The sequence below is a fragment of the Undibacterium sp. SXout7W genome (genome assembly GCF_049339385.1).
Classification (GTDB): Bacteria; Pseudomonadota; Gammaproteobacteria; order Burkholderiales; family Burkholderiaceae_D; genus Undibacterium.
The window spans coordinates 67,829-87,992 of the sequence record NZ_JBMPPF010000017.1; the positions used below are offsets into that span (position 1 = coordinate 67,829).

Consider the following 20,164-nt stretch of genomic DNA (forward strand, 5'->3'; position numbering starts at 1 on the left):
GGAGTGCCTTTTTATTTTAAACGTATCATCGTGCAGGTTTCTGTGGGATTTTGATGATGCACTTCAGTGCTTTCACACAACAATGATTCTTGAAAACAGTATTCACTGCTGAACCAGCTTAACAGCATGCCTATTTATTTGCGATATGACAAAACTTATCGTCATCAACGATACGCCTATCATTCATCATCTGCAGTCAAGTTAAGCAGGTGTCAGCTGCAATAACAATTTCAGATCATGCGCAACTGGTTCTGGACCCTGCCCATGACGCAGAAATAAACGTATACGTCCCTGAGTATCAAACACGTAGCTACCAGCCGTATGATCCATCGTATAACTACCAGGGGTTTTACCTTCTACCTTTTGATAAAACACCTTAAAATCTTTAGCGACTTTTGCTGTCGCCACTGCATCCCCATACAGGCCAAGAAAACGTTGATCAAAATTTGGCACATAAGATGCCAGCAAGGCTTGAGTATCACGTTCTGGGTCAATCGTTACAAACAGTACTTGTACCTTATCTGCATCCGGCCCCAGTTGTTGCATGACATTCGCCATTTCTGCCATTGTTGTCGGACAAACGTCTGGACATTGGGTATAGCCAAAAAATATCACCACCGCTTTTCCACGAAAATCAGCCAAAGTACGTGGCTTGCCATGATGATCAGTCAGATTAAAACCCTGCGCATAATCAAGGCCAGTGATATCGGTATTTTTAAATTTGTCAGCAGGTTTGCCGCAGGCAGCCAACAACAACATGCATGCGATCGTGAGCAGAGCTTTCAGGATTTTCATAATTTGATGTAATGATCAAGCAACAGCGCCGCAAATAACAGTGACAGATAGATGATTGAATATGTAAATGCTTTGCGTGCAAGTAAATCACTGTAGTGCTTATGCATCTGCCATGCATACCACAAAAAAATAATCCCCAAGACAATGGCACTGACCAGATAAATCAGGCCGCTCATCTGCACTGCATATGGCAACATCGTCGTTGCAAACAAAGCGATGGTGTATAGCAGGATATGAAAACGGGTAAATTCAGAACCATGTGTCACAGGCAGCATAGGAAGCCCGGAACGGGCATAATCATCACGCCGATACATGGCCAGAGCCCAGAAATGGGGCGGAGTCCAGACAAAAATAATCAATACCAATAACCATGCCTGCATAGGTACATCGTTTGCTACAGCCGCCCAGCCTAGCGCCGGAGGCATGGCACCAGACAAACCGCCAATCACAATGTTTTGTGGCGTTGCTGGCTTTAAAATAATGGTATAGATCACTGCGTAGCCTACGAACGTGATAAATGTCAGCCACATAGTGAGAGGGTTGACGAATGCATACAAAACCCACATCCCGATACCACCGATCACACCGGAAAATACCAGCGTTTGTAATGCAGTAATTTCACCCTGCGCTGTCGCCCGGCGCGCCGTCCTTGCCATGCGAGAATCAATTTCCCTCTCCACCAGGCAATTCACTGCAAACGCGGCACCGGCCAGCAGCCAGATACCAATCGTTGCGGCAACCAGAATGCGCCAGTCTGGCAATTCCGGCGTTGCCAGAAACATGCCGATCACAGCACAAAATACGGCTAACTGAGTCACGCGGGGTTTAGTCAGCGCCAAATATTGCGCCAGTCTGTTTTGTGTGAGGCTTAAAGTAGTCATGATCAATCAGTGAACAACGGCACGGCTGACATGCCTGACGCGGTAGTTTAACATGGTCAACAAGAGCACGAGCATTGCCGCTCCGCCGTTGTGCAACACGGCCAGTAAAAGTGGCCAGGAAAAGTAAACGGTAGAAACACCGATCAAAAATTGCAGCAGAATCATCATCAGTATGTACTTGCCCAATTGTTCAAAACCTTTGACAGCAAGCGCTTTCCAGCCCACCCATGCAACCAGTCCGAGCACCAGCACTGCAAAGCTGCGATGAACCCACTGTATGGCGACCAATGCGGTAAATGGTAAATACATGCCATCTCTGGTTTGACCTAAAGGCCGCCAAAGACTGAAGCCATGCCCCATATCCATGTCTGGCAGCCATTTCCCATTGCAAAGAGGATAGTCATGACAAGCAAGCGCAGCATAGTTAGTACTAACCCAGCCACCGAGGGCTATCTGGATAAAAATCACCAGCAATGCCACGGTCGCTGGCGCAATAAGGGTACCCGCACCACGCGCTTCCTTTGCGGGCCGCTGCTGCTCTACCGATGCGGCTAATAAAGCCAGCAAGATGATCCCAAGGAGTAAGTGCGTTGTCACAATGACTGGCTGCAACTTTAAAGTCACAGTCCATGCTCCAAATGCACCTTGCAGACATACCGCAAACAATAAAACCCCCGCCAGTTTCAATGCTCCCGGCAACTTGCTACGCTGAGTCCAGGCAAAAAACAATTGCACAATAATCAGTACGCCAACGCTCATTGCCAGATAGCGATGTACCATCTCTATCCACGCTTTTGTTAATGTTACCGGCCCATGGGGCATAGCAACTTCAGCTGCGCTGATTGCCTCATGCGATTGCAAAGGATTCGCCTGCCCATAACATCCAGGCCAGTCAGGACAGCCAAGACCGGAATCTGTCAGGCGTGTAAATGCGCCGAACATAATCAACTCGAATGTCAGCACCATCGTGACAGTCACTAATTTTCTGTATTTATTTTGTTCGGCAGAAAAAAATATAATCGATAACGGTAGTAAGGCAACCAGTAACCCCGTCATTGCAAGCTGAATAAACACGGTTTACCCTATCGAGGATGCTTTAAGCAATTTGGCAATATCTTTCTTCATTTTGTTTGGGTCAGCATCTTTGGGGAAGCGCATCATTAAATTTCCTAAGGGATCCACCATGTAAATATGATCGCTGATCTGCGTATCCGCTTCGGTAGGCAACCAGCGCTTCACTATTTCCGCATTCACGCGCAACATCTGCATACCATCGTGCTGACGAATCAAGTCTGTATCGACTGGCTGCTCATCACTGATCAACCAGACCCGCTCAATTCTTTCCATTTCTTTGCCCTGCGCCAGTCTCAACTGGCGAATATCATATAGTTTTTTACGGCATGCCGGATGACAGTCTCCCCCATCAATACTCAGCATTAACCACTTGCCTTTGTAAGCATCCAAACCCGTTGTTTTATCTGTGGAATGTGTGCTCAGCAAACGTGCATTCAAGGCGGGAACAGGGTAGTCACGAGGGTCGAGTATGACGCCGTAATTAGTGCGGCCACCCGGTTTGATCACGTAATACGCCAGATAAGAAAAAATCATTGGCGCAGCACATACCAATAAAATCAACAATAGTTTCCAACGCCCCTTGGACGTTGGGTTTTCATTTTTTTTCACGACGAAATCCTGTAACCAAAAAAAATATCAGTGCCATGATAGACAGCGCATACCATTGAAAAGCGTATGCTCGATGTTTATCTGCACCGGAAGATGGTAACGGCCAATCTCTTTGCAAGCCATCGGCAACTTCTGAAGTCTGCTCAATAATAAATGGATAAAATTGCATCCCTGTCTGCGCGGTCAAATCATTAAGATCAAGGTTTTGGATAATACTGCCTGATTTGACCTTCTCAGCCTGGCCAAGTTGCATCGCACGATCAAGTTTATCCCGCATCATACCTGTCAGCGTTATCTGTCCGGGCGGCGTGTACAAAGGAGGTAATTTTGTTCTCTCCACTGGGTTCCGAACCTGCCAGCCGCGCGCAACCAGAATAAATTGATTGGTACCAGTCACACGTAAAGGCATTAATACATAAAAACCAGCACGGCCTTGTAAAGGACGATTATCCAGATAAAGTGGCCAGTCTTGAACAAACTCGCCCTCAACAACGAGGCGTCGAAAAGGACTGAACACATGATCAGTCGTAGTTTTATTCAGATAAATCAACGGCGCAGATGATGCCTTTTCTATTTCCTGAAACAGGGCTTCTTTTTGCTCTGCTCGGCGAGTTTGCCATTGTCCCAAGGCACACCCTGCAACAATGAGCAGAACCGTAGCAATCAGCGGCCATAAACGCAAACGTGAGGCGATTCGCATTACAATAGACATATCACTCATCTTGGCACAATGCTGCAGAATATAACCGTATGAAAATCCTTGTTGCCATTGCGTTTTTTCTTATCATTTTCAGTCTTGGATCTGCGCTGGTCTATTTGATGAAAGATAAGGGAAAAAGTAACCGTACCGTGAAAGCGCTCGCTTTTCGCGTAGGGTTTTCAATTACACTTTTTATACTGATTTTAGTGGCCAACCATTATGGACTGATACAGCCCACTGGAATACGATAAAGCACAACCAAAACAAAAATTGAAACAAGCTCAGAAGATAAAAACCTGAAAATCGTTCACCATCCAAGAAAAAGCCGCACACATGTGCGGCTTTTTTATTCTCAGCGTCAGAATTTCCTAGTTTATAGCCAGTACACCACAACATACAACCCCAGCCAAACCACGTCGACAAAGTGCCAGTACCATGCAGCGCCTTCAAAGGCGAAATGCTGCTCAGGCGTAAAATGACCTTTCAACACACGGAACAACACTACGGACAGCATAATCGCACCCATCGTTACGTGGAAACCATGGAAACCTGTCAGCATGAAAAAGGTGGAGCCATAAATACCAGACGTCAGTTTCAAATTCAGTTCATGGTAAGCATGAATATATTCATATGCTTGGAAGCCCATAAACACCGCACCCAGCAAGACTGTTGCGAACAGCCAGAGTGCTGTTTTACTGCGATGGCCAGCGCGAATAGCGTGATGTGCAATTGTCAGCGTCACACCAGAGGTCAGCAACAAAGCGGTATTGATCGTTGGAATAGGGAAAGGCCCCATCGTTTTGAACGCCTCTACTGTACCAGCAGGACCAACATTACCCCAGTTTGCAGCAAAATCTGGCCACAGCACTTTATGATCCAGATCTGCTAACCACGGCATCGAAATACTGCGCGCGTAAAATAACGCTCCAAAGAACGCAGCAAAGAACATGACTTCAGAGAAAATAAACCAGCTCATACTCCAACGATAAGAGACATCAATGCGAGCGCTGTATTTGCCACCTTCAGACTCGGCAATCGCATCACCAAACCAGTTGTACAACACGACCAGCGTCAGGAATATACCTGCGAAGTTAACATAAGAACCCCAGCTCACGCCATTGACCCAGGCAGATGCGCCTATCATGGTCAGCAGCAAAGAGGAACCTGCCAGAACAGGCCATTTGGATGGTCCTGGCACAAAATAATATGGCGCTTTAGCGTGTTGAGAACTCATTTCCATCTCCCGATGCAATTTAATGTACGACTCGAATTGTTATTTTGCGACGACATGCTTCACGATCAGCACCAGTATCGATATAAAAATGATGGCGCCGATAATCCCTGCAATAATCACATGTACAGGATTGAGTTGCGCAGCATCCTGCTCATAATCATTTTTCTTACGAATTCCCAGAAACGACCAGAATACTGCTTTCATCGTTGCCAGAAATGATGCCTTACGTTGTGAAGCCTGCTTTAAATCACTCATGTTTTCGCCTGACTGGCTGACACTGCGGTCTGCTGCTTCCCGCCAACCTCAAAGAAAGTATAGGACAGAGTAATCGTCTTCACGTCTCTGGGTAACGCCGGATCTATGTAAAACACGACTGGCATCTGCCTTGCTTCATTTGCTTCCAGTGTTTGCTGCTTAAAACAAAAACATTCCATTTTTTTGAAATAGTTACTTGCCTGCTGCGGTGCATAGCTTGGTATAGCCTGCGCATCCATTTTATAAGCTTGCTTGTTAACCACTTCATACACAATTTGGGACATCTCGCCAGGGTGTACTTTCATGCTTGATACAGTAGGACGAAAACGCCACGGACCTTGCGTATTGGCATCAAACTCAACTGTAATTTCACGACTTCTGTCAATTTGAGAATTAGATATTTCTTTTACTGAAATATCTTTGGGAGTCAAAATATTTACGCCCGTTATTTCGCAAATTTGTTTATAAATCGGTACCAGTGCATAGCCAAAGCCAAACATCATCACTGCAATCACCAGTAACTTGCCCAACATGCTGGCATTCAGCTTGCCGATCATTGATGCAGCTTTGTTGTCTTGTTCAGACATGGAATATTCCGTGTTAGCGCAGCAAAGTTTGTTTAACGAATACGCCGATAAAAAATATCAGCGCCACCGAAAACAAAATAATGGCTGTTCTTGCATTGTTCGGCTTTTTATCGTTTTTCATATTTTTCACGATGCCCCACAAGCTTGCTGGGGCATCTTGCATATATTCATTATTTAACGATCGGAGGTTCTTCAAAAGTATGGAATGGTGCAGGACTTGGCACTGTCCATTCCAGTCCCTCAGCACCTTCCCATGGTTTCGCCGGTGCTGGTTGACCACCTTTAATCGATGGAATAACAACCGCCAGGATAAAGTACACCTGCATCAGACCGAACCAGAAAGCACCGATCGTCGCGATCTGATTAAAATCAGTGAATTGCGCAGGATAATCAGCGTAGCGACGTGGCATACCCGCAAGACCCAGGAAGTGCATAGGGAAGAAAGTCACATTAAATGCGATCAGAGAACCCCAGAAATGAATCTTGCCGCGGGTTTCGTTATACATAAAGCCTGTCCACTTTGGTCCCCAGTAGTAATACCCGGCAAATAAGGCAAACAAGGAACCAGCTACCAGTACATAGTGGAAGTGGGCCACTACGTAGTATGTATCCTGCAACTGAATATCAATCGGTGTTACCGCCAGAATCAAACCTGTAAAACCACCCATAGTAAACACGAAGATAAATCCGACTGCAAACAACATGGGCGTCTCAAAAGTCATTGAGCCTTTCCACATTGTGGCGACCCAGTTAAATACCTTCACGCCTGTAGGGATAGAAATCAGCATCGTGGCATACATAAAGAACAACTGCGCAGTCACTGGCATACCGGTTGTGAACATGTGATGTGCCCAGACGATGAAGGACAGAATCGCGATGGATGCTGTTGCATACACCATCGATGCATAACCAAACAAAGGCTTACGGGCAAATGCAGGAACGATCTGGGAAACGATACCAAAAGCGGGCAAAATCATGATGTACACCTCTGGATGTCCGAAGAACCAGAAAATGTGCTGATACATGACAGGATCACCGCCGCCTGCTGCATTAAAGAAGGATGTACCAAAATGACGATCAGTCAGTGTCATGGTGATCGCGCCGGCCAACACAGGCATGACAGCAATCAACAGGTACGCAGTAATCAACCATGTCCAGCAAAACATCGGCATTTTCATCAACGTCATACCTGGCGCGCGCATGTTCAGGATGGTAGTAATGATGTTGATAGAACCCATGATGGACGATGCACCCATGATATGAACGGCAAAAATCGCCATATCCATACCTGGTCCCATTTGTGTCGACAGCGGCGCATACAAAGTCCAACCTGCGGCAGTCGCGCCACCAGGAACCCAGAACGAAGCCATCAACAAAATCGCTGCTGGCGGCATCAACCAGAATGAGAAGTTATTCATCCGGGCGAATGCCATGTCAGATGCGCCAATTTGCAGAGGAATCATCCAGTTAGCAAAACCAACGAACGCCGGCATAATCGCACCGAACACCATGATCAGACCATGCATGGTCGTCAGCTGATTGAAGAATTCCGGCTGCACCAACTGCAAGCCCGGCTGGAACAGCTCTGCACGGATCATCAGGGCCAACACGCCGCCTGACAACAGCATCGTGAAGGCGAACCATAAATACAGACTGCCGATATCTTTATGATTGGTAGCAAACAACCAACGACGGAAACCATGTGGATGGTCATGCGCGTGGTCGTGAGAGTGATCGTGAGCGTGATCAATTGTAGTAGTGCTCATCTTTTCTCCTGTTCTTCCTGTTATTACTTACGCGCAGCCAGAACTTCGGCTGGTTGGACGATATTTTCGGCAGACTTGTTGGACCAGTTATTGCGCGTATAAGTAATCACGGCTGCAATTTCTGTATCTGACAAAGTTGCTTTCCATGCAGGCATCGCATTTTTACCATTGAGCAAAATACCAACCTGACCAGTTTTCGGACCTGCTACAACGGCAGAGCCATCCAATGCAGGGAACGCGCCCGGAACACCTTTGCCTGTTGCCTGATGGCAGGCCACGCAGTTAGCAGCATAGACTTTCTCGCCGCGCTGTTTCAGTTCGTCAACAGTCCATACTTTATTCGGGTCATCCGCTTTGGCAGCCATTTCTTTTTTCTTGGTATCGACCCATTTTTTGTAATCGTCGTCAGAAACAACATTCACCACGATAGGCATGAATGCGTGCTCTTTACCGCATAATTCAACGCACTGACCGCGGTAGACGCCAATTTTCTCAGCCTTAAACCAAGTATCACGCACAAAGCCTGGAATCGCATCCTGCTTCACGCCAAACGCTGGGATAGTCCATGAGTGAATGACGTCGTTCGCTGTTGTGATAATACGGACTTTTTTATTAACAGGTACGACCACTTGATTATCAACTTCAAGCAGATAGTTGTCACCACGCGCTTCTGTCGGAGCAACGCCTGGGGAACCAACCTGAGTGCGCGGAGTGGACAACGTAGACAAGAAAGAAATGCCTTCACCTTCGCCTTTGAGGTAATCGTAACCCCATTTCCACTGCATGCCGGTCGCTTTGATCGTAATGTCGGCATTTGAAGTGTCCTTCATCGCCACGACTGTTTTAGTTGCAGGCAACGCCATGCCGATAACGATAAAGAACGGGACGATAGTCCACGCAATTTCTACCGCAGTACTTTCATGGAAAGTTGCTGCCTTATGACCAACTGATTTACGGTGTTTCAGTATCGAATAAAACATCACACCAAATACAGCGACAAAGATCACCAGACAGATAACCAGCATCAGGTTATGAATGGAGTAAATTTGTTCCGCAATCTGTGTTACTGGCGCTTGCAGGTTTAACTGACGCACCGCAGGACCACCCTGACTATCTACCACCGCCCATGTTGGCATACCAGCAGCCAAGAGCGAGGCACCCAGCATGAACGACTTTAATCGCTTAGCATGTTTCATCATTCCCCCAAAACCCCGTTTAGAATTCTTTTAACAGACTGCCTGGCAGACATACAATCAGACACGCATGCGTACTGGCAACATCTACAACTGCGTGAGTATAAGGCGTAAAGCAAGGGCTTATCAAGCAGAATGCAGCGCAAAAATCTATGATCTGGCGCAAATGAAACAAAGATTTATTTCAGATAATTTGCTTTTTTTAAGGGCATTTGATGTAGATTAAATTCCTTTTTTACGAATATCGAAGTGAACAATAGACTCGCCAGAACTTGTTTTTCGACTGACAGGACGAAATGCGTGTCCATATACGACTTCAAAACTCAGAGGAATCAGGCCATCCTCCCCCCGCAGAGAATCCAGTGCACGCAACATGTTGGCGTGCATGTGCTTACCACTCAAGCCTGGACGACGCGACAATAAAGGGTTACCGCCAAGCGCCTGAACATCAGCCAGTAAGCTGCGGGCGTCTTTATAAGTTACGGTAATTTTTTCCATATCCATCACTGGTGTGGAAAATCCGGCATTCACCAGCATGTCACCAAAATCATGCATATCGACGAAAGGCAAGGTATGCGGAAATGTGTCGACAGCGGCGTACGCCTGCCGCAATTCGATCAGCGTGTCAGGACCAAAACAGGAAAACATCAGCAAACCCTCGGTGCGCAATACGCGACGCCATTCAGCAAATACCAGGTCAGGCTGAGGATGCCAGTGCAATGCAAGATTGGACCAGATCAAATCCGTCGATGCAGATGCCAGTGGTAATCTGGAGAAGTCACCATTGATCAGGCCCGGCGCGCTGTCTGTCCTTAATGCAGCGGGCGTGAGCTTTGCCATCAACCGACCAACCGTACTCATGGCGGCCTGACGCTGCTGTTGTATGACGTTCAGCATAGGCAGTGACGCATCCAGCGCAATGACTTGCGCATCCGGATAGTTGCGTTGTAATTCAGAAATATCAGCACCATCACCACAACCGGCGTCAAGCAAGCACTGCGGCTTTATTTTGACTAGCTCCAGCTTTTCCCTCATACGGGACGCAATCTCTCTGCGCAAAAAATCAGAAGGTTTTATTTTTTCTGGACGGGAAAACAACTGTCTTACCAGTTGCACATCAATAGGAGCACTCAGCATCTTCAGGAAATGGTCTTGCCATCATTAAGTTGAATTAAACGGTATTGTCCGAGTTTACACGCTTGCACATCCTGTCGCAGAATTACTACATGCAAACACAACGTCACTTATTCACCACAGCGCTGCAACGACTCCTGAGCACATTGCTGCCCGGCATCTGCGCTCTGTGTCGGCAAGAGGCCAGCAATACGCTCTGCGTTGCTTGTAAACAAAGATACTTTGTGAGCCATTCGACACGCTGCCGGCAATGCGCACTCGTATTACCGCCGCAAGCAGCTTCAACGGTTTGCGGTGATTGCCTGCAACATCCACCCGCCTTTGATCAGACCATCACTGTTTGCGACTATGCACCACCACAGGATCAGTTGGTGCTGACACTGAAGTTCGGCCATCAACTGGCAGTGGCGAATCTATGCTCTGCTCTGTTAAGAGACGCGATTCTGAGCCAGCAAACGACGTCACTACCCGACCTGCTGTGTGTCGTACCATTAAGTGCTCAGCGTCTGGCAGAGCGCGGCTTCAATCAATCCGCGGAAATCGCACGTCCATTAGCGCAACAACTCGGAATACCCTTACACGTAGCGATGTTAAAAAGAACGCGTGATACCTTGCAGCAAAGTAGTTTGCCCCCTGATGCGCGCAAGCATAATGTCAGACAGGCATTTACCATCGATACCAATGCGTTGGAATTAATACACGGAGCACACATTGCTGTGATTGATGATGTGATTACCACTGGCATGACTTTGCATGAAATCGCTACAATGCTGAAACGTTTCGGTGCGGCCAAAATCACCAATTATGTTTTTGCCCGTACACCACCTCATTTCAGTTAGGAAATTATTTTGTTTCATGTCGTCCTGGTCGAACCGGAAATACCACCCAATACCGGCAATATCATCCGCCTCTGCGCCAATACTGGCGTGCAGCTGCATTTAATCGAGCCGCTGGGGTTTCCTTTGGACGATAGCAAAATGAAAAGAGCTGGTCTCGATTACCACGATTATGCGACGATGAAAGTACATAAAAACTGGGAAGCATTCCTTGCGACACAACAACCGCCGACAGATCGGATGTTCGCTCTCACCACGCATGGCTCAGCACCATTTTCCACCGCCCGCTTTATGCCCGGTGATTACTTTGTCTTCGGCGCAGAAACCCGGGGACTGGCGCCCGCATTGCGTGAGTCATTTCCGGTATCGCAACGCATACGATTACCAATGCGGCCTGATAACCGTAGCCTGAATCTTTCCAACACCGTTGCAGTGGTGGTGTATGAGGCGTGGCGGCAAAACGATTTTCTCGGTGGATCATAGAGAATATTGATATATATTGAGCGTCACGTTCCTGCCTGAACAAATTCTGATATGAGCGGACAATGGCGCAAAACAATAGGTCACCAACGGCAAGACAACCATAACACCGAGCTGTTTCAGCTCCAGCCCATAAAAGTGCCACCAAAAACAAAATAAGCAATACAGACAACGCCAACAGCGTGAAGGACACGAGCATTGAATACCATCGGCATCTGGACTTGGAATAGCATGACAGGCGACTTTTACTGGTCGCCTGGAATGTGTGCCATGTCAGGCAGACCATTACATATGACGCAGGTCAGCGCTCAGGATGCGGGAACCTACTATGCCAATGATGCCTGGCTACACTTTGTGACCAGTCTGACTGCGTTGATTGGCCGCACTTCTACAATGGCATTGCCTGCCATGCAATTTATCTTACCGCTGCATGATCAGTCTAAAACCATACGACTACGGTTGGAGCCATATTTTGATCAGCATGGCAGCGTCTTGCATGGCATTGCCGAAACCATAGAACAAGACGGTCTGGCTGCCAGCGTGCCGCCGACACAAAACCATACGATGTCACTCCCCGCGCTGTTAAATGCGCTGACCGTCGGTATTGCTTTTGTTGACCATGATTTACGCTATCAATTTTTTAATACTACGTATCTGGAATGGTTTTCTCTGCCGGCATCTGCCAGCATCGGAAAGTCAGTGGAAGACACGATAGGAAAAGAAATTTACCTATCATTAAAACAATCGCTGCAGATGGCTTTGCGTGGTGTTCCAGCCACGTCCGATGCCACGATCACCGACAGACATGGCGTCACCAGATCCATGACAACAAAATGTCTGCCTGCTTACTCAAATCGCCACACTATCATCGGCTGTTATGTGTTCGTGCACGACAATACGCAGTATCAACAGGCGGAAGAGGAATTAAGGCTGACAGAAAATCGCTGGCAGATGGCGCTGGAAGGATGTGGCGACGGTGTTTGGGACTGGTATCCGCAACTTGGCATAGAAATATTGTCAGATCGCCTGAAAGCGATCTATGGCTATGGCCCTCATGAAGTCAGCGATTTTTCAGAGGAACTTGACCGCCGCACGCACCCCGAAGATCTGGACAAAATGCTTGCGGACCGCATCGCCCATTTTGAAGGACTGACACCCATCTACATCAATGAACACCGGGTGCAATGCAAAGATGGCAGCTGGAAGTGGATATTGTCGCGCGGTACCGTGATTCAAAGAGATGAGCACGGAAATCCATTGCGCGTGGTCGGTACTCACACCGATATTTCAGAACAAAAGAAAGCCGACGTTGCCCTGAAAGAAAGCGAAGGCCGGCTAAGGATGGCGCTGTCAGCGACGCATCAGGGTTTATATGATCTGAACATACAAACCGGTGACACCATCGTCAATGCCGAGTATGCCAATATGCTTGGCTACGAACACGCAAATTTTATCGAAAATAAAGCGGCCTGGCTGGAGCGTATGCATCCGGAAGACATCAGAAGCGCTGACCGTGCGTATAGCAATTATCAGAATGGTCTGGCGGATGAATATCGGGTGGAGTTCCGGCAGCGAAAAGCGAGTGGTGACTGGATCTGGGTGTTATCCGTCGGGGCACTGGTAGAGTGGGATAACGATGGCAATCCTCTGCGTATGCTAGGTACTGTTCTGGACATTACAGAAAAGAAAAAATCCGAAGCACTGATATGGCAACAGGCCAATATGGATTCGCTAACGGGTCTGCCAAACCGGCGCAGTTTTTATGACCGGGTGGATTACGACATCAAGAAGAGTAAGCGTACAGGTTTACAACTGGGCGTGCTGTTCATTGATCTGGATTTTTTCAAAGAAGTCAACGACACCTTAGGCCATGCTACTGGCGACGCGCTACTGGTTGAAGCGGCGAACCGCCTGCGTCACTGCGTGCGGGAATACGATACCGTTGCCCGACTGGGTGGTGATGAATTTACTGTGTCGATTCCAGACCAGCATGATCATCTGCAAATTGAAAAAATTGCCCAAAAAATTATTCAGCAGTTATCCGCACCATTTTCGTTGGCGAATGAGCAGATTTTTTTATCCGCCAGTATCGGCATCACCTTGTACCCACGTGATGCTGACAATGCCAACGATCTGTTAAAACATGCTGATCAGGCAATGTACGCAGCAAAAGGCAGTGGGCGCAATCGCTTCAGTTATTTCACCCCCGATCTGCAAACTGCCGCACAAGCCAGACTCAGGCTCAACAACGAATTACGTACTGCCATTGCCGAAAAACATTTACAGGTATATTTCCAGCCAATTATTGATCTCAATACGGGTCACATCCGTAAAGCGGAAGCACTGATACGCTGGCATCATGCGCAGATGGGTTATATCAGTCCTCCGGAATTTATTCCGATAGCGGAAACCAGCGGACTGATCCACCATATCGGTGACTGGGTATTTGAGCAGTCGCTTATTTATGTACAACAATGGCGTGAACGCTTTCATCCCGAATTTCAGATCAGCGTCAATCAATCGCCGGTAGAATTCCAGGCCGATGATGGCCGATATGCAGGTTGGATACAGAAAATGCGCGATCTGAATCTGCCAGGTCAGGCAATCGTCATAGAAATTACCGAAGGACTATTACTGGATGCCAGTAATAAAATTTTTAATCAATTATTGCAATTCCGGGACGCCGGAATTGCAGTCGCGATTGACGACTTTGGCACCGGCTACTCGTCGTTATCGTACCTGAACAAATTTGATATCGATTATCTGAAAATTGACCAGTCTTTTGTACGCAATCTGGCCCCGGGTTCCAGCGAAAGTGCCTTATCGGAAGCCATGATTATGATGGCGCACAAGCTGGGGCTCAGAGTCATTGCGGAAGGTGTGGAAACAGAGGAGCAACGTGCATTGTTATCGCTGGCAACCTGCGATTTTGCACAAGGTTACCTGTTCGCCAAACCACTGCCACCGGAAGAGTTCGAGCAATTGCTGGAAACATTGTATAAGGCCGAGTGATGCATTCGCGTGCATCAGTATTTCTGCTTCATCTGCATCCAGTGCATTTTCTGCCTTAGAGCACTTTCACCGCTGTGCTGGCACAGCAATAGCATGATGCTGGTGACGAGAGCGCATGCCAGCAGATTAACGATGTGCTCTGACCTTGGCGAGTAATTGACTGGTGGAGCGATCGTGCTGGAAATCAATTGCCTGCACTTTTCCACCATACGACAACACGGCCTGCCCTTCCGGAATCGCGCTCATATCGTAATCGCCACCTTTGACATACAGGTCCGGATGCGCCGCCAGCACAGCTTGCAACGCTGTATCTTCGTCAAATTCCACCACCAGACTGACAGATTCCAATGCCGCCAGTACGGCCATTCTATCGGCACAACTGTTGACTGGACGATCATCGCCCTTGCCAAGTCGTCGCACAGAAGCATCGGTATTGACTGCTACCACCAGCGAAGCACCAAGTGCACGCGCCTGCTCCAGATAGGTCACATGGCCACGATGTAAAATATCAAATACGCCATTGGTCATCACCACCGGTTTAGGCAAGGAAGCAACGCGTGACGATAGTTCTGTGGTGGCAGCGATTTTTTGTTCAGAAGAACGCATAAAAAATATCAACAACATGTATATTAAAAAACGCCGTGATCACATATCCACGGCGGCTTTGCTTATTGTATGCGAACCTGGGCTCAGGAAGCTGCTGCAGGCGTCAGGCGCTGCGCGATTTCCTTACGGTAGCGATTCAAATCCTGGACAGACTCAAATGTGCGCTCAAACAACAACGACATATTGTGCAGGATGCGGTCGATGACCTTTTTTTCCCAGACGCTGTCAAACTTGATCTGCCCATCCAGCCAACGTTCCAACCAATCAGGATCGGGCAAACGGCTTTGCACGGTATCGTTCGGAAATAAAGCCTGATTCACATGCAGGTTGGTCGGATGCAAAGGTTTTTCTGTGCGTCGCGCAGAGGCCATCAATACACCGATTTTAGAGAATGCAGCGCGTGCAACATCGCCTGCTTCCAGCAGAGATTTTTTCATGTAGCGTAAATAAGCGCCACCATGACGTGCTTCATCCTGACTGATAATTTTGTAGATGTGTTTGATGACAGGTTCTGTATGCCATTCCGATGCGCAGCGATACCAGTGATTCAGACGGATTTCACCGCAAAAATGCAGCATCAGCGTTTCCAGCGGCGGAGCAGGATCGAATTCAAAACGGACGTTCTGAAGTTCTTTCTCGGTCGGCACCAGTTCGGGATGAAAGCGGCGCAGATATTCCATCAACACCAGAGAATGTTTTTGCTCTTCAAAAAACCAGATCGACATAAATGCAGAAAAATCACTATCGCCGCGATTGTCACGCAAAAACATTTCTGTCGCAGGCAAGGCAGACCATTCTGTGATGGCGTTCATCTTGATCGTTTGCGCCTGCTCTGCTGATAGCTTGGTGGCGTCGTACTGGTCCCAGGGAATATCCGTATCCATGTTCCAGCGAACCTGTTCGAGCGATTTAAATAATTCGGGATAAAGCATCGTCAGCCTCTGATATAAATGACTGCATTACTGCGAGATAGCAGCAATGGCGAGCCATTTTACCAGAGACCTGTGACTGATTCACGACAGGGCTCAGTCATCATCAAACCCGCATGGAGCTTCAGTTTTCTTCGTTTTCACTGATCGCGTTGCGAATATCATCACGCGTCAGTGCAGGAGCAAACTGCAAGATAAAGTCATAGGTATACGCACGCAGATAAGCCCCTTTGCGCACGGCAAGACGAGTCACATTCGGCGTGAACAAATGATCAGCAGAAATCGTTCTGAGCTGATGCGTGCGCTGTGCTTCAATCGCCATGGATGCCACAATTCCTACACCCAGCCCCAGGGCCACATATTGCTGAATCACATCTGAATCCATCGCCGTCAACACAATATCCGTGCGCAGACCTGCCTGCTGGAATGCATCGTCGATATGACCACGTCCCGTGAATCCGACGTCATACGTAATCAATGGATAATTTGACAAATCTGCCAGTGTCAGCTGCTCCTTGTGCAGCAAAGGATGTCCTTCCGGTACCACAATGACATGGTTCCATTCATAGCAAGGGAAAGACACGAGATCTTTAAATTGCGATAAACCTTCGGTAGCAATACCGATATCAGCTTTGCCTGACAATACCCATTCTGCAATATGCTCTGGCGAACTCTGTTGCAAGGCGATACGGACATCCGGAAAATTCTGCCGAAATCCTTGTACCACTTTTGGCAATACATATCTGGCCTGGGTATGCGTGGTGGCAATCGCCAGTGTGCCTTTGGTCTGATCAGAATAATCGTTGCCGGCCTGTTGTAAATTTTCGGCCTCCAGCAGCAAGCGCTCGATGATAGGCAAAATATCTTTGCCTGGCTCAGTCAATCCTGTCAGACGTTTGCCGTTGCGTTCAAAAATATCCACGCCAAGTTCTTCTTCCAGTTCGCGAATCTGGCGGCTGACACCGGGCTGCGAGGTGAACAACACATTAGCGACTTCTGTCAGGTTATAACCACGTCGGGACGCTTCGCGGATGGAACGTAATTGTTGGAAATTCATGATAATCCTGTTCTTTTTTTATGGTTACTGATGATCGACAAAGACATGCAAACGTTTCGGTTTCACGACCAGTGCTTCACCGATCTTGAGTTTCAGTTGCAGATATTTTTCGCTGGAAATCATCGCTTCTACCAGTTCGCCATTGTCATCCCGCTCAAGTTCCAATTGCGCCAGAGGGCCGATGCTGTGTACACGGCGTAACTGCACCAACAAGCCTGTCGCACCAGGCGAATAACGGTCGATATCCAGTTCATGAGGGCGTACATATCCGGTGCCGATGGCATCGCGGGTATCGGCGTGTCCCGGTGCCTCAAATGCCACTCCACCAGCATCCAGAATGCCCTCGTGCACTCGTCCACGGAACAGATTCACGTTGCCCAGGAAGCCATACACAAATGGTGTGGCAGGATGGTGATACACATCTGCCGGAGCACCAACCTGCTCGACCTTGCCGTGATTCATGACCACGATTCTATCGGCAACTTCCAGTGCTTCTTCCTGATCATGTGTGACGAAAATACTGGTGACATGCAGTTCATCATGCAAACGACGAAGCCAGCGACGCAACTCTTTACGCACCTTGGCATCCAGCGCGCCGAATGGCTCATCCAGCAACAAAACCCGTGGTTCCACCGCCAGCGCACGCGCCAGCGCGATACGCTGACGTTGCCCACCCGACAGTTGTGGCGGATAGCGATCTGCGAGCCAGTCGAGCTGTACCAGCTCCAGTAACTTCGATACTTTTTCCTTGATTTCTGCTTCTGACGGACGCAGATGACGCGGCTTGACGCGCAATCCGAATGCGATGTTTTCAAAGATCGTCATGTGCTTGAACAAGGCATAATGCTGGAACACAAATCCGACCTGACGCTCACGTACATGCTGTGCAGAAGCGTCCTGACCATCGAGCAACACCTGACCGCTATCGGCATATTCCAGCCCCGCGATAATGCGCAACAATGTCGTTTTTCCGCAGCCGGAGGGTCCCAGCAATGCAGTCAGTTCGCCATTCGGAAAATCCAGCGAAACGTTATCCAGTGCCGTGAAATTGCCAAAGCGTTTTTGTAATTGATTAACAGCGATACTCATCTTGTTTCTCCGATTATTCCTGTGGGATGCGGGCACGCGATTCATCGGTGCGCCATTCAACGATGGATTTCACCACCAGCGTCAGCAACGCCAGCAAGGTCAGTAATGACGCCACAGCAAAGGCTGCAGTGAAGTTGTATTCGTTATATAAAATTTCGACTTGCAAAGGCATGGTGTTGGTCTCGCCGCGTACATGCCCGGAGACGACGGAGACGGCACCGAACTCCCCCATGGCGCGGGCATTACACAAGATCACGCCATAGATCAGACCCCATTTAATATTGGGCAAGGTCACGTGCCAGAAGGTTTTCCAGCCAGACGCGCCAAGCACCAGAGCGGCTTCTTCTTCCTCGCTGCCTTGCGCTTGCATCAAGGGAATCAGTTCGCGGGCAACAAATGGAAAGGTGACAAAAATCGTCGCCAGCACAATGCCGGGAACAGCAAATAAAATCTTGATGTCATGCTCCCGCAACCAGCCACCAAACCAGCCCTGCGCGCCAAACAGCAACACATAAATCAGACCAGAAATAACCGGTGATACTGAGAATGGCAAATCGATCAATGTCAGCAACACATTCTTGCCACGGAATTCAAATTTGGCGATTGTCCAGGCAGCAGCAACACCAAACACCAGATTCAGTGGCACTGCTATTCCTGCAGCGATCAGGGTCAGTTTGATGGCAGAAAGTGCATCTGCTTCAGTAATCGACTGCAGATAGACTTCCCAGCCTTTTTTCAGGGCTTCGGCAAATACAGCAGCCAGCGGTATAAATAAAAATAAGGTCAGAAATGCCAGCGCAATCGTCAACAGTAATGCTCTGACCCAGAATGGTTCTATGGTTGCTGCCGGTGTAATGACCGGCTCTATCCCGCGTGCAGGAGTGGATTCAGAATGGGGTACTGCGGACATTATTCTCTCCCTGCATTTTGTTTGCTGCGGGTCCAGGCTTGCAGCGCATTAATCGTTAATAGCAAAGTAAATGACATCAACAACATCACCACCGCAATCGCCGTTGCTCCGGCATAGTCGTATTGCTCCAGCTTGGTGATCATGAATAAGGGCGTGATCTCGGACACCATCGGCATATTGCCGGCAATAAAAATGACCGAACCGTATTCACCTGTGGCGCGCGCAAACGCCAGCGCAAAGCCAGTCAGTAAGGCCGGTAATATGGTCGGCAAAATAACGCGGGTAAATGTTTGCCAGTGACTGGCACCGAGGCTGACTGCGGCTTCTTCCAGCTCTTTTTCGGCCTCTTCCAGCACCGGTTGTACGGTACGAACAACAAACGGCAAGCCGATAAAAGTCAGTGCGACCAATACCCCGAGCGGCGTGAACGCGACTTTAATACCCAGTGGCGTCAGCAACTTGCCAAGCCAGCCGTTTGGCGCATACAAAGTCGCCAGGGTGATCCCCGCTACCGCTGTCGGCAGCGCAAACGGTAAGTCTACTAATGCATCAACCAGACGCTTGCCCGGAAATTTATAACGCACCAGTACCCAGGCAACGATTCCTCCAAACACAACGTTAATCAGCGCCCCTAACAATGAGGCACCGAATGTCAGCCGATAAGATGCCAGCACACGATCGGACGTTACGGTGGACCAGAATGCCTCCCAGGTCATGGTGAATGTTTTCAGAAAAACCGCTGACAAGGGAATCAGCACGATCAGACTCAGGTAAAACAGAGTGAATCCCAGAGAGAAATGAAACCCCGGAATCACCCTTCCCACCTTTGGTTTACGACTCAAGAATGTTGCCATACGCTGCCTTTATTACTGATATGACTATAGAAAGTACATATTGGCAGGTTTTTGTTATATGAAAAACGAATTTTTTATTATGTTCTTATTTGTTTTTCAAATATGAAACCGACGAAAAAATGCCCCGGCAAGGCCAGGCAAGCGTCCTCCGCCTTGAGAATCG

General features: G+C 48.3%; 22 protein-coding genes. 4 read left to right on the forward strand and 18 right to left on the reverse strand.

Annotated elements, in window-relative coordinates; translation table 11 throughout:
* Positions 1-201: 201 nt before the first annotated feature.
* The 5 genes from ACO0LB_RS15605 to ACO0LB_RS15625 are packed head-to-tail and all read right to left on the reverse strand — an operon-like array spanning position 202 to position 4,071.
* Entirely contained in the window at positions 202-795 is a 594-nt protein-coding gene (locus ACO0LB_RS15605; protein ID WP_423050676.1) for an SCO family protein, read from the reverse strand.
* Entirely contained in the window at positions 792-1,676 is an 885-nt protein-coding gene (gene cyoE / locus ACO0LB_RS15610) for a heme o synthase (RefSeq protein WP_423050678.1), read from the reverse strand. The genes ACO0LB_RS15605 and cyoE overlap by 4 nt, the downstream gene beginning before the upstream one ends.
* A gap of 6 nt (positions 1,677-1,682) precedes the next feature.
* Positions 1,683-2,750: a COX15/CtaA family protein gene (locus ACO0LB_RS15615; RefSeq protein WP_423050680.1), complete on the reverse strand. Its 1,068-nt coding sequence runs from the start codon at positions 2,748-2,750 to the stop codon at positions 1,683-1,685.
* A 3-nt stretch (positions 2,751-2,753) separates the two neighbouring features.
* Complete coding sequence (locus ACO0LB_RS15620) at positions 2,754-3,359, reverse strand: SCO family protein (protein ID WP_423050682.1); 606 nt, start codon at positions 3,357-3,359, stop codon at positions 2,754-2,756.
* Positions 3,346-4,071, reverse strand: coding sequence for an SURF1 family protein (locus ACO0LB_RS15625; RefSeq protein ID WP_423050684.1), 726 nt, complete (start codon positions 4,069-4,071; stop codon positions 3,346-3,348). Before ACO0LB_RS15625 ends, ACO0LB_RS15620 begins: the two co-directional genes overlap by 14 nt.
* 38 nt (positions 4,072-4,109) lie before the next feature.
* On the opposite strand from ACO0LB_RS15625, the gene ACO0LB_RS15630 reads away from it, so the two are divergent.
* Positions 4,110-4,310, forward strand: coding sequence for a twin transmembrane helix small protein (locus ACO0LB_RS15630; RefSeq protein WP_423050686.1), 201 nt, complete (start codon positions 4,110-4,112; stop codon positions 4,308-4,310).
* Positions 4,311-4,432: 122 nt separating this feature from the next.
* Here ACO0LB_RS15630 and ACO0LB_RS15635 read toward each other — a convergent pair whose 3' ends face one another.
* The 7 genes from ACO0LB_RS15635 to ACO0LB_RS15665 all read right to left on the reverse strand — a co-directional run bounded on the left by ACO0LB_RS15635 (position 4,433) and on the right by ACO0LB_RS15665 (position 10,231).
* Positions 4,433-5,293, reverse strand: coding sequence for a cytochrome c oxidase subunit 3 (locus ACO0LB_RS15635; RefSeq protein WP_423050688.1), 861 nt, complete (start codon positions 5,291-5,293; stop codon positions 4,433-4,435).
* Positions 5,294-5,332: 39 nt separating this feature from the next.
* Entirely contained in the window at positions 5,333-5,548 is a 216-nt protein-coding gene (locus ACO0LB_RS15640; RefSeq protein WP_423050690.1) for a DUF2970 domain-containing protein, read from the reverse strand.
* Positions 5,545-6,135 (reverse strand): cytochrome c oxidase assembly protein, encoded by a 591-nt coding sequence (locus ACO0LB_RS15645; protein WP_423050692.1) that lies wholly within the window; start codon positions 6,133-6,135, stop codon positions 5,545-5,547. Before ACO0LB_RS15645 ends, ACO0LB_RS15640 begins: the two co-directional genes overlap by 4 nt.
* Positions 6,136-6,148: 13 nt before the next feature.
* Entirely contained in the window at positions 6,149-6,256 is a 108-nt protein-coding gene (locus ACO0LB_RS15650; RefSeq protein WP_423050694.1) for a cytochrome oxidase small assembly protein, read from the reverse strand.
* Positions 6,257-6,305: 49 nt separating this feature from the next.
* Positions 6,306-7,901 (reverse strand): cytochrome c oxidase subunit I, encoded by a 1,596-nt coding sequence (gene ctaD, locus ACO0LB_RS15655; RefSeq protein WP_423050696.1) that lies wholly within the window; start codon positions 7,899-7,901, stop codon positions 6,306-6,308.
* Positions 7,902-7,924: 23 nt separating this feature from the next.
* Positions 7,925-9,097, reverse strand: coding sequence for a cytochrome c oxidase subunit II (gene coxB / locus ACO0LB_RS15660; RefSeq protein ID WP_423050782.1), 1,173 nt, complete (start codon positions 9,095-9,097; stop codon positions 7,925-7,927).
* Between the two features lie 219 nt (positions 9,098-9,316).
* Positions 9,317-10,231, reverse strand: coding sequence for a methyltransferase domain-containing protein (locus ACO0LB_RS15665; protein WP_423050698.1), 915 nt, complete (start codon positions 10,229-10,231; stop codon positions 9,317-9,319).
* Positions 10,232-10,320: 89 nt separating this feature from the next.
* On the opposite strand from ACO0LB_RS15665, the gene ACO0LB_RS15670 reads away from it, so the two are divergent.
* From ACO0LB_RS15670 to ACO0LB_RS15680, 3 genes are all read left to right on the forward strand, one after another.
* Positions 10,321-11,067: a phosphoribosyltransferase family protein gene (locus ACO0LB_RS15670; protein ID WP_423050700.1), complete on the forward strand. Its 747-nt coding sequence runs from the start codon at positions 10,321-10,323 to the stop codon at positions 11,065-11,067.
* Positions 11,068-11,076: 9 nt separating this feature from the next.
* Positions 11,077-11,547: a tRNA (uridine(34)/cytosine(34)/5-carboxymethylaminomethyluridine(34)-2'-O)-methyltransferase TrmL gene (trmL, locus tag ACO0LB_RS15675; protein ID WP_423050702.1), complete on the forward strand. Its 471-nt coding sequence runs from the start codon at positions 11,077-11,079 to the stop codon at positions 11,545-11,547.
* A 228-nt stretch (positions 11,548-11,775) separates the two neighbouring features.
* Positions 11,776-14,556 (forward strand): sensor domain-containing protein, encoded by a 2,781-nt coding sequence (locus tag ACO0LB_RS15680; protein WP_423050704.1) that lies wholly within the window; start codon positions 11,776-11,778, stop codon positions 14,554-14,556.
* 126 nt (positions 14,557-14,682) lie between these two features.
* Here ACO0LB_RS15680 and rfaE2 read toward each other — a convergent pair whose 3' ends face one another.
* The 6 genes from rfaE2 to cysT all read right to left on the reverse strand — a co-directional run bounded on the left by rfaE2 (position 14,683) and on the right by cysT (position 19,989).
* A complete protein-coding gene (gene rfaE2 / locus ACO0LB_RS15685) occupies positions 14,683-15,162 on the reverse strand; it encodes a D-glycero-beta-D-manno-heptose 1-phosphate adenylyltransferase (RefSeq protein WP_423050706.1) in 480 nt (159 codons plus the stop codon).
* Between the two features lie 83 nt (positions 15,163-15,245).
* Positions 15,246-16,094 (reverse strand): ferritin-like domain-containing protein, encoded by an 849-nt coding sequence (locus ACO0LB_RS15690; protein WP_423050708.1) that lies wholly within the window; start codon positions 16,092-16,094, stop codon positions 15,246-15,248.
* 121 nt (positions 16,095-16,215) lie between these two features.
* Complete coding sequence (locus tag ACO0LB_RS15695) at positions 16,216-17,148, reverse strand: CysB family HTH-type transcriptional regulator (RefSeq protein ID WP_423050710.1); 933 nt, start codon at positions 17,146-17,148, stop codon at positions 16,216-16,218.
* A 24-nt stretch (positions 17,149-17,172) separates the two neighbouring features.
* On the reverse strand, positions 17,173-18,237 hold the full coding sequence (locus tag ACO0LB_RS15700) for a sulfate/molybdate ABC transporter ATP-binding protein (RefSeq protein WP_423050712.1): 1,065 nt from the start codon (positions 18,235-18,237) through the stop codon (positions 17,173-17,175).
* A gap of 13 nt (positions 18,238-18,250) precedes the next feature.
* A complete protein-coding gene (cysW, locus tag ACO0LB_RS15705) occupies positions 18,251-19,147 on the reverse strand; it encodes a sulfate ABC transporter permease subunit CysW (protein ID WP_423050714.1) in 897 nt (298 codons plus the stop codon).
* Positions 19,147-19,989: a sulfate ABC transporter permease subunit CysT gene (gene cysT / locus ACO0LB_RS15710; protein ID WP_423050716.1), complete on the reverse strand. Its 843-nt coding sequence runs from the start codon at positions 19,987-19,989 to the stop codon at positions 19,147-19,149. The genes cysW and cysT overlap by 1 nt, the downstream gene beginning before the upstream one ends.
* Positions 19,990-20,164 lie beyond the last annotated feature (175 nt).

Coding starts and splice junctions, on each gene's coding strand:
- ACO0LB_RS15605 (WP_423050676.1), bottom strand. CDS start 795: ATGAAAATCCTGAAAGCTCTGCTCACGATCGCATGCATGTTGTTGTTG.
- cyoE (WP_423050678.1), bottom strand. CDS start 1,676: ATGACTACTTTAAGCCTCACACAAAACAGACTGGCGCAATATTTGGCG.
- ACO0LB_RS15625 (WP_423050684.1), bottom strand. CDS start 4,071: ATGTCTATTGTAATGCGAATCGCCTCACGTTTGCGTTTATGGCCGCTG.
- ACO0LB_RS15630 (WP_423050686.1), top strand. CDS start 4,110: ATGAAAATCCTTGTTGCCATTGCGTTTTTTCTTATCATTTTCAGTCTT.
- ACO0LB_RS15635 (WP_423050688.1), bottom strand. CDS start 5,293: ATGAGTTCTCAACACGCTAAAGCGCCATATTATTTTGTGCCAGGACCA.
- ACO0LB_RS15640 (WP_423050690.1), bottom strand. CDS start 5,548: ATGAGTGATTTAAAGCAGGCTTCACAACGTAAGGCATCATTTCTGGCA.
- ACO0LB_RS15645 (WP_423050692.1), bottom strand. CDS start 6,135: ATGTCTGAACAAGACAACAAAGCTGCATCAATGATCGGCAAGCTGAAT.
- ACO0LB_RS15650 (WP_423050694.1), bottom strand. CDS start 6,256: ATGAAAAACGATAAAAAGCCGAACAATGCAAGAACAGCCATTATTTTG.
- ctaD (WP_423050696.1), bottom strand. CDS start 7,901: ATGAGCACTACTACAATTGATCACGCTCACGATCACTCTCACGACCAC.
- coxB (WP_423050782.1), bottom strand. CDS start 9,097: ATGAAACATGCTAAGCGATTAAAGTCGTTCATGCTGGGTGCCTCGCTC.
- ACO0LB_RS15665 (WP_423050698.1), bottom strand. CDS start 10,231: ATGCTGAGTGCTCCTATTGATGTGCAACTGGTAAGACAGTTGTTTTCC.
- ACO0LB_RS15670 (WP_423050700.1), top strand. CDS start 10,321: ATGCAAACACAACGTCACTTATTCACCACAGCGCTGCAACGACTCCTG.
- ACO0LB_RS15680 (WP_423050704.1), top strand. CDS start 11,776: ATGACAGGCGACTTTTACTGGTCGCCTGGAATGTGTGCCATGTCAGGC.
- rfaE2 (WP_423050706.1), bottom strand. CDS start 15,162: ATGCGTTCTTCTGAACAAAAAATCGCTGCCACCACAGAACTATCGTCA.
- ACO0LB_RS15690 (WP_423050708.1), bottom strand. CDS start 16,094: ATGCTTTATCCCGAATTATTTAAATCGCTCGAACAGGTTCGCTGGAAC.
- ACO0LB_RS15695 (WP_423050710.1), bottom strand. CDS start 17,148: ATGAATTTCCAACAATTACGTTCCATCCGCGAAGCGTCCCGACGTGGT.
- ACO0LB_RS15700 (WP_423050712.1), bottom strand. CDS start 18,237: ATGAGTATCGCTGTTAATCAATTACAAAAACGCTTTGGCAATTTCACG.
- cysW (WP_423050714.1), bottom strand. CDS start 19,147: ATGTCCGCAGTACCCCATTCTGAATCCACTCCTGCACGCGGGATAGAG.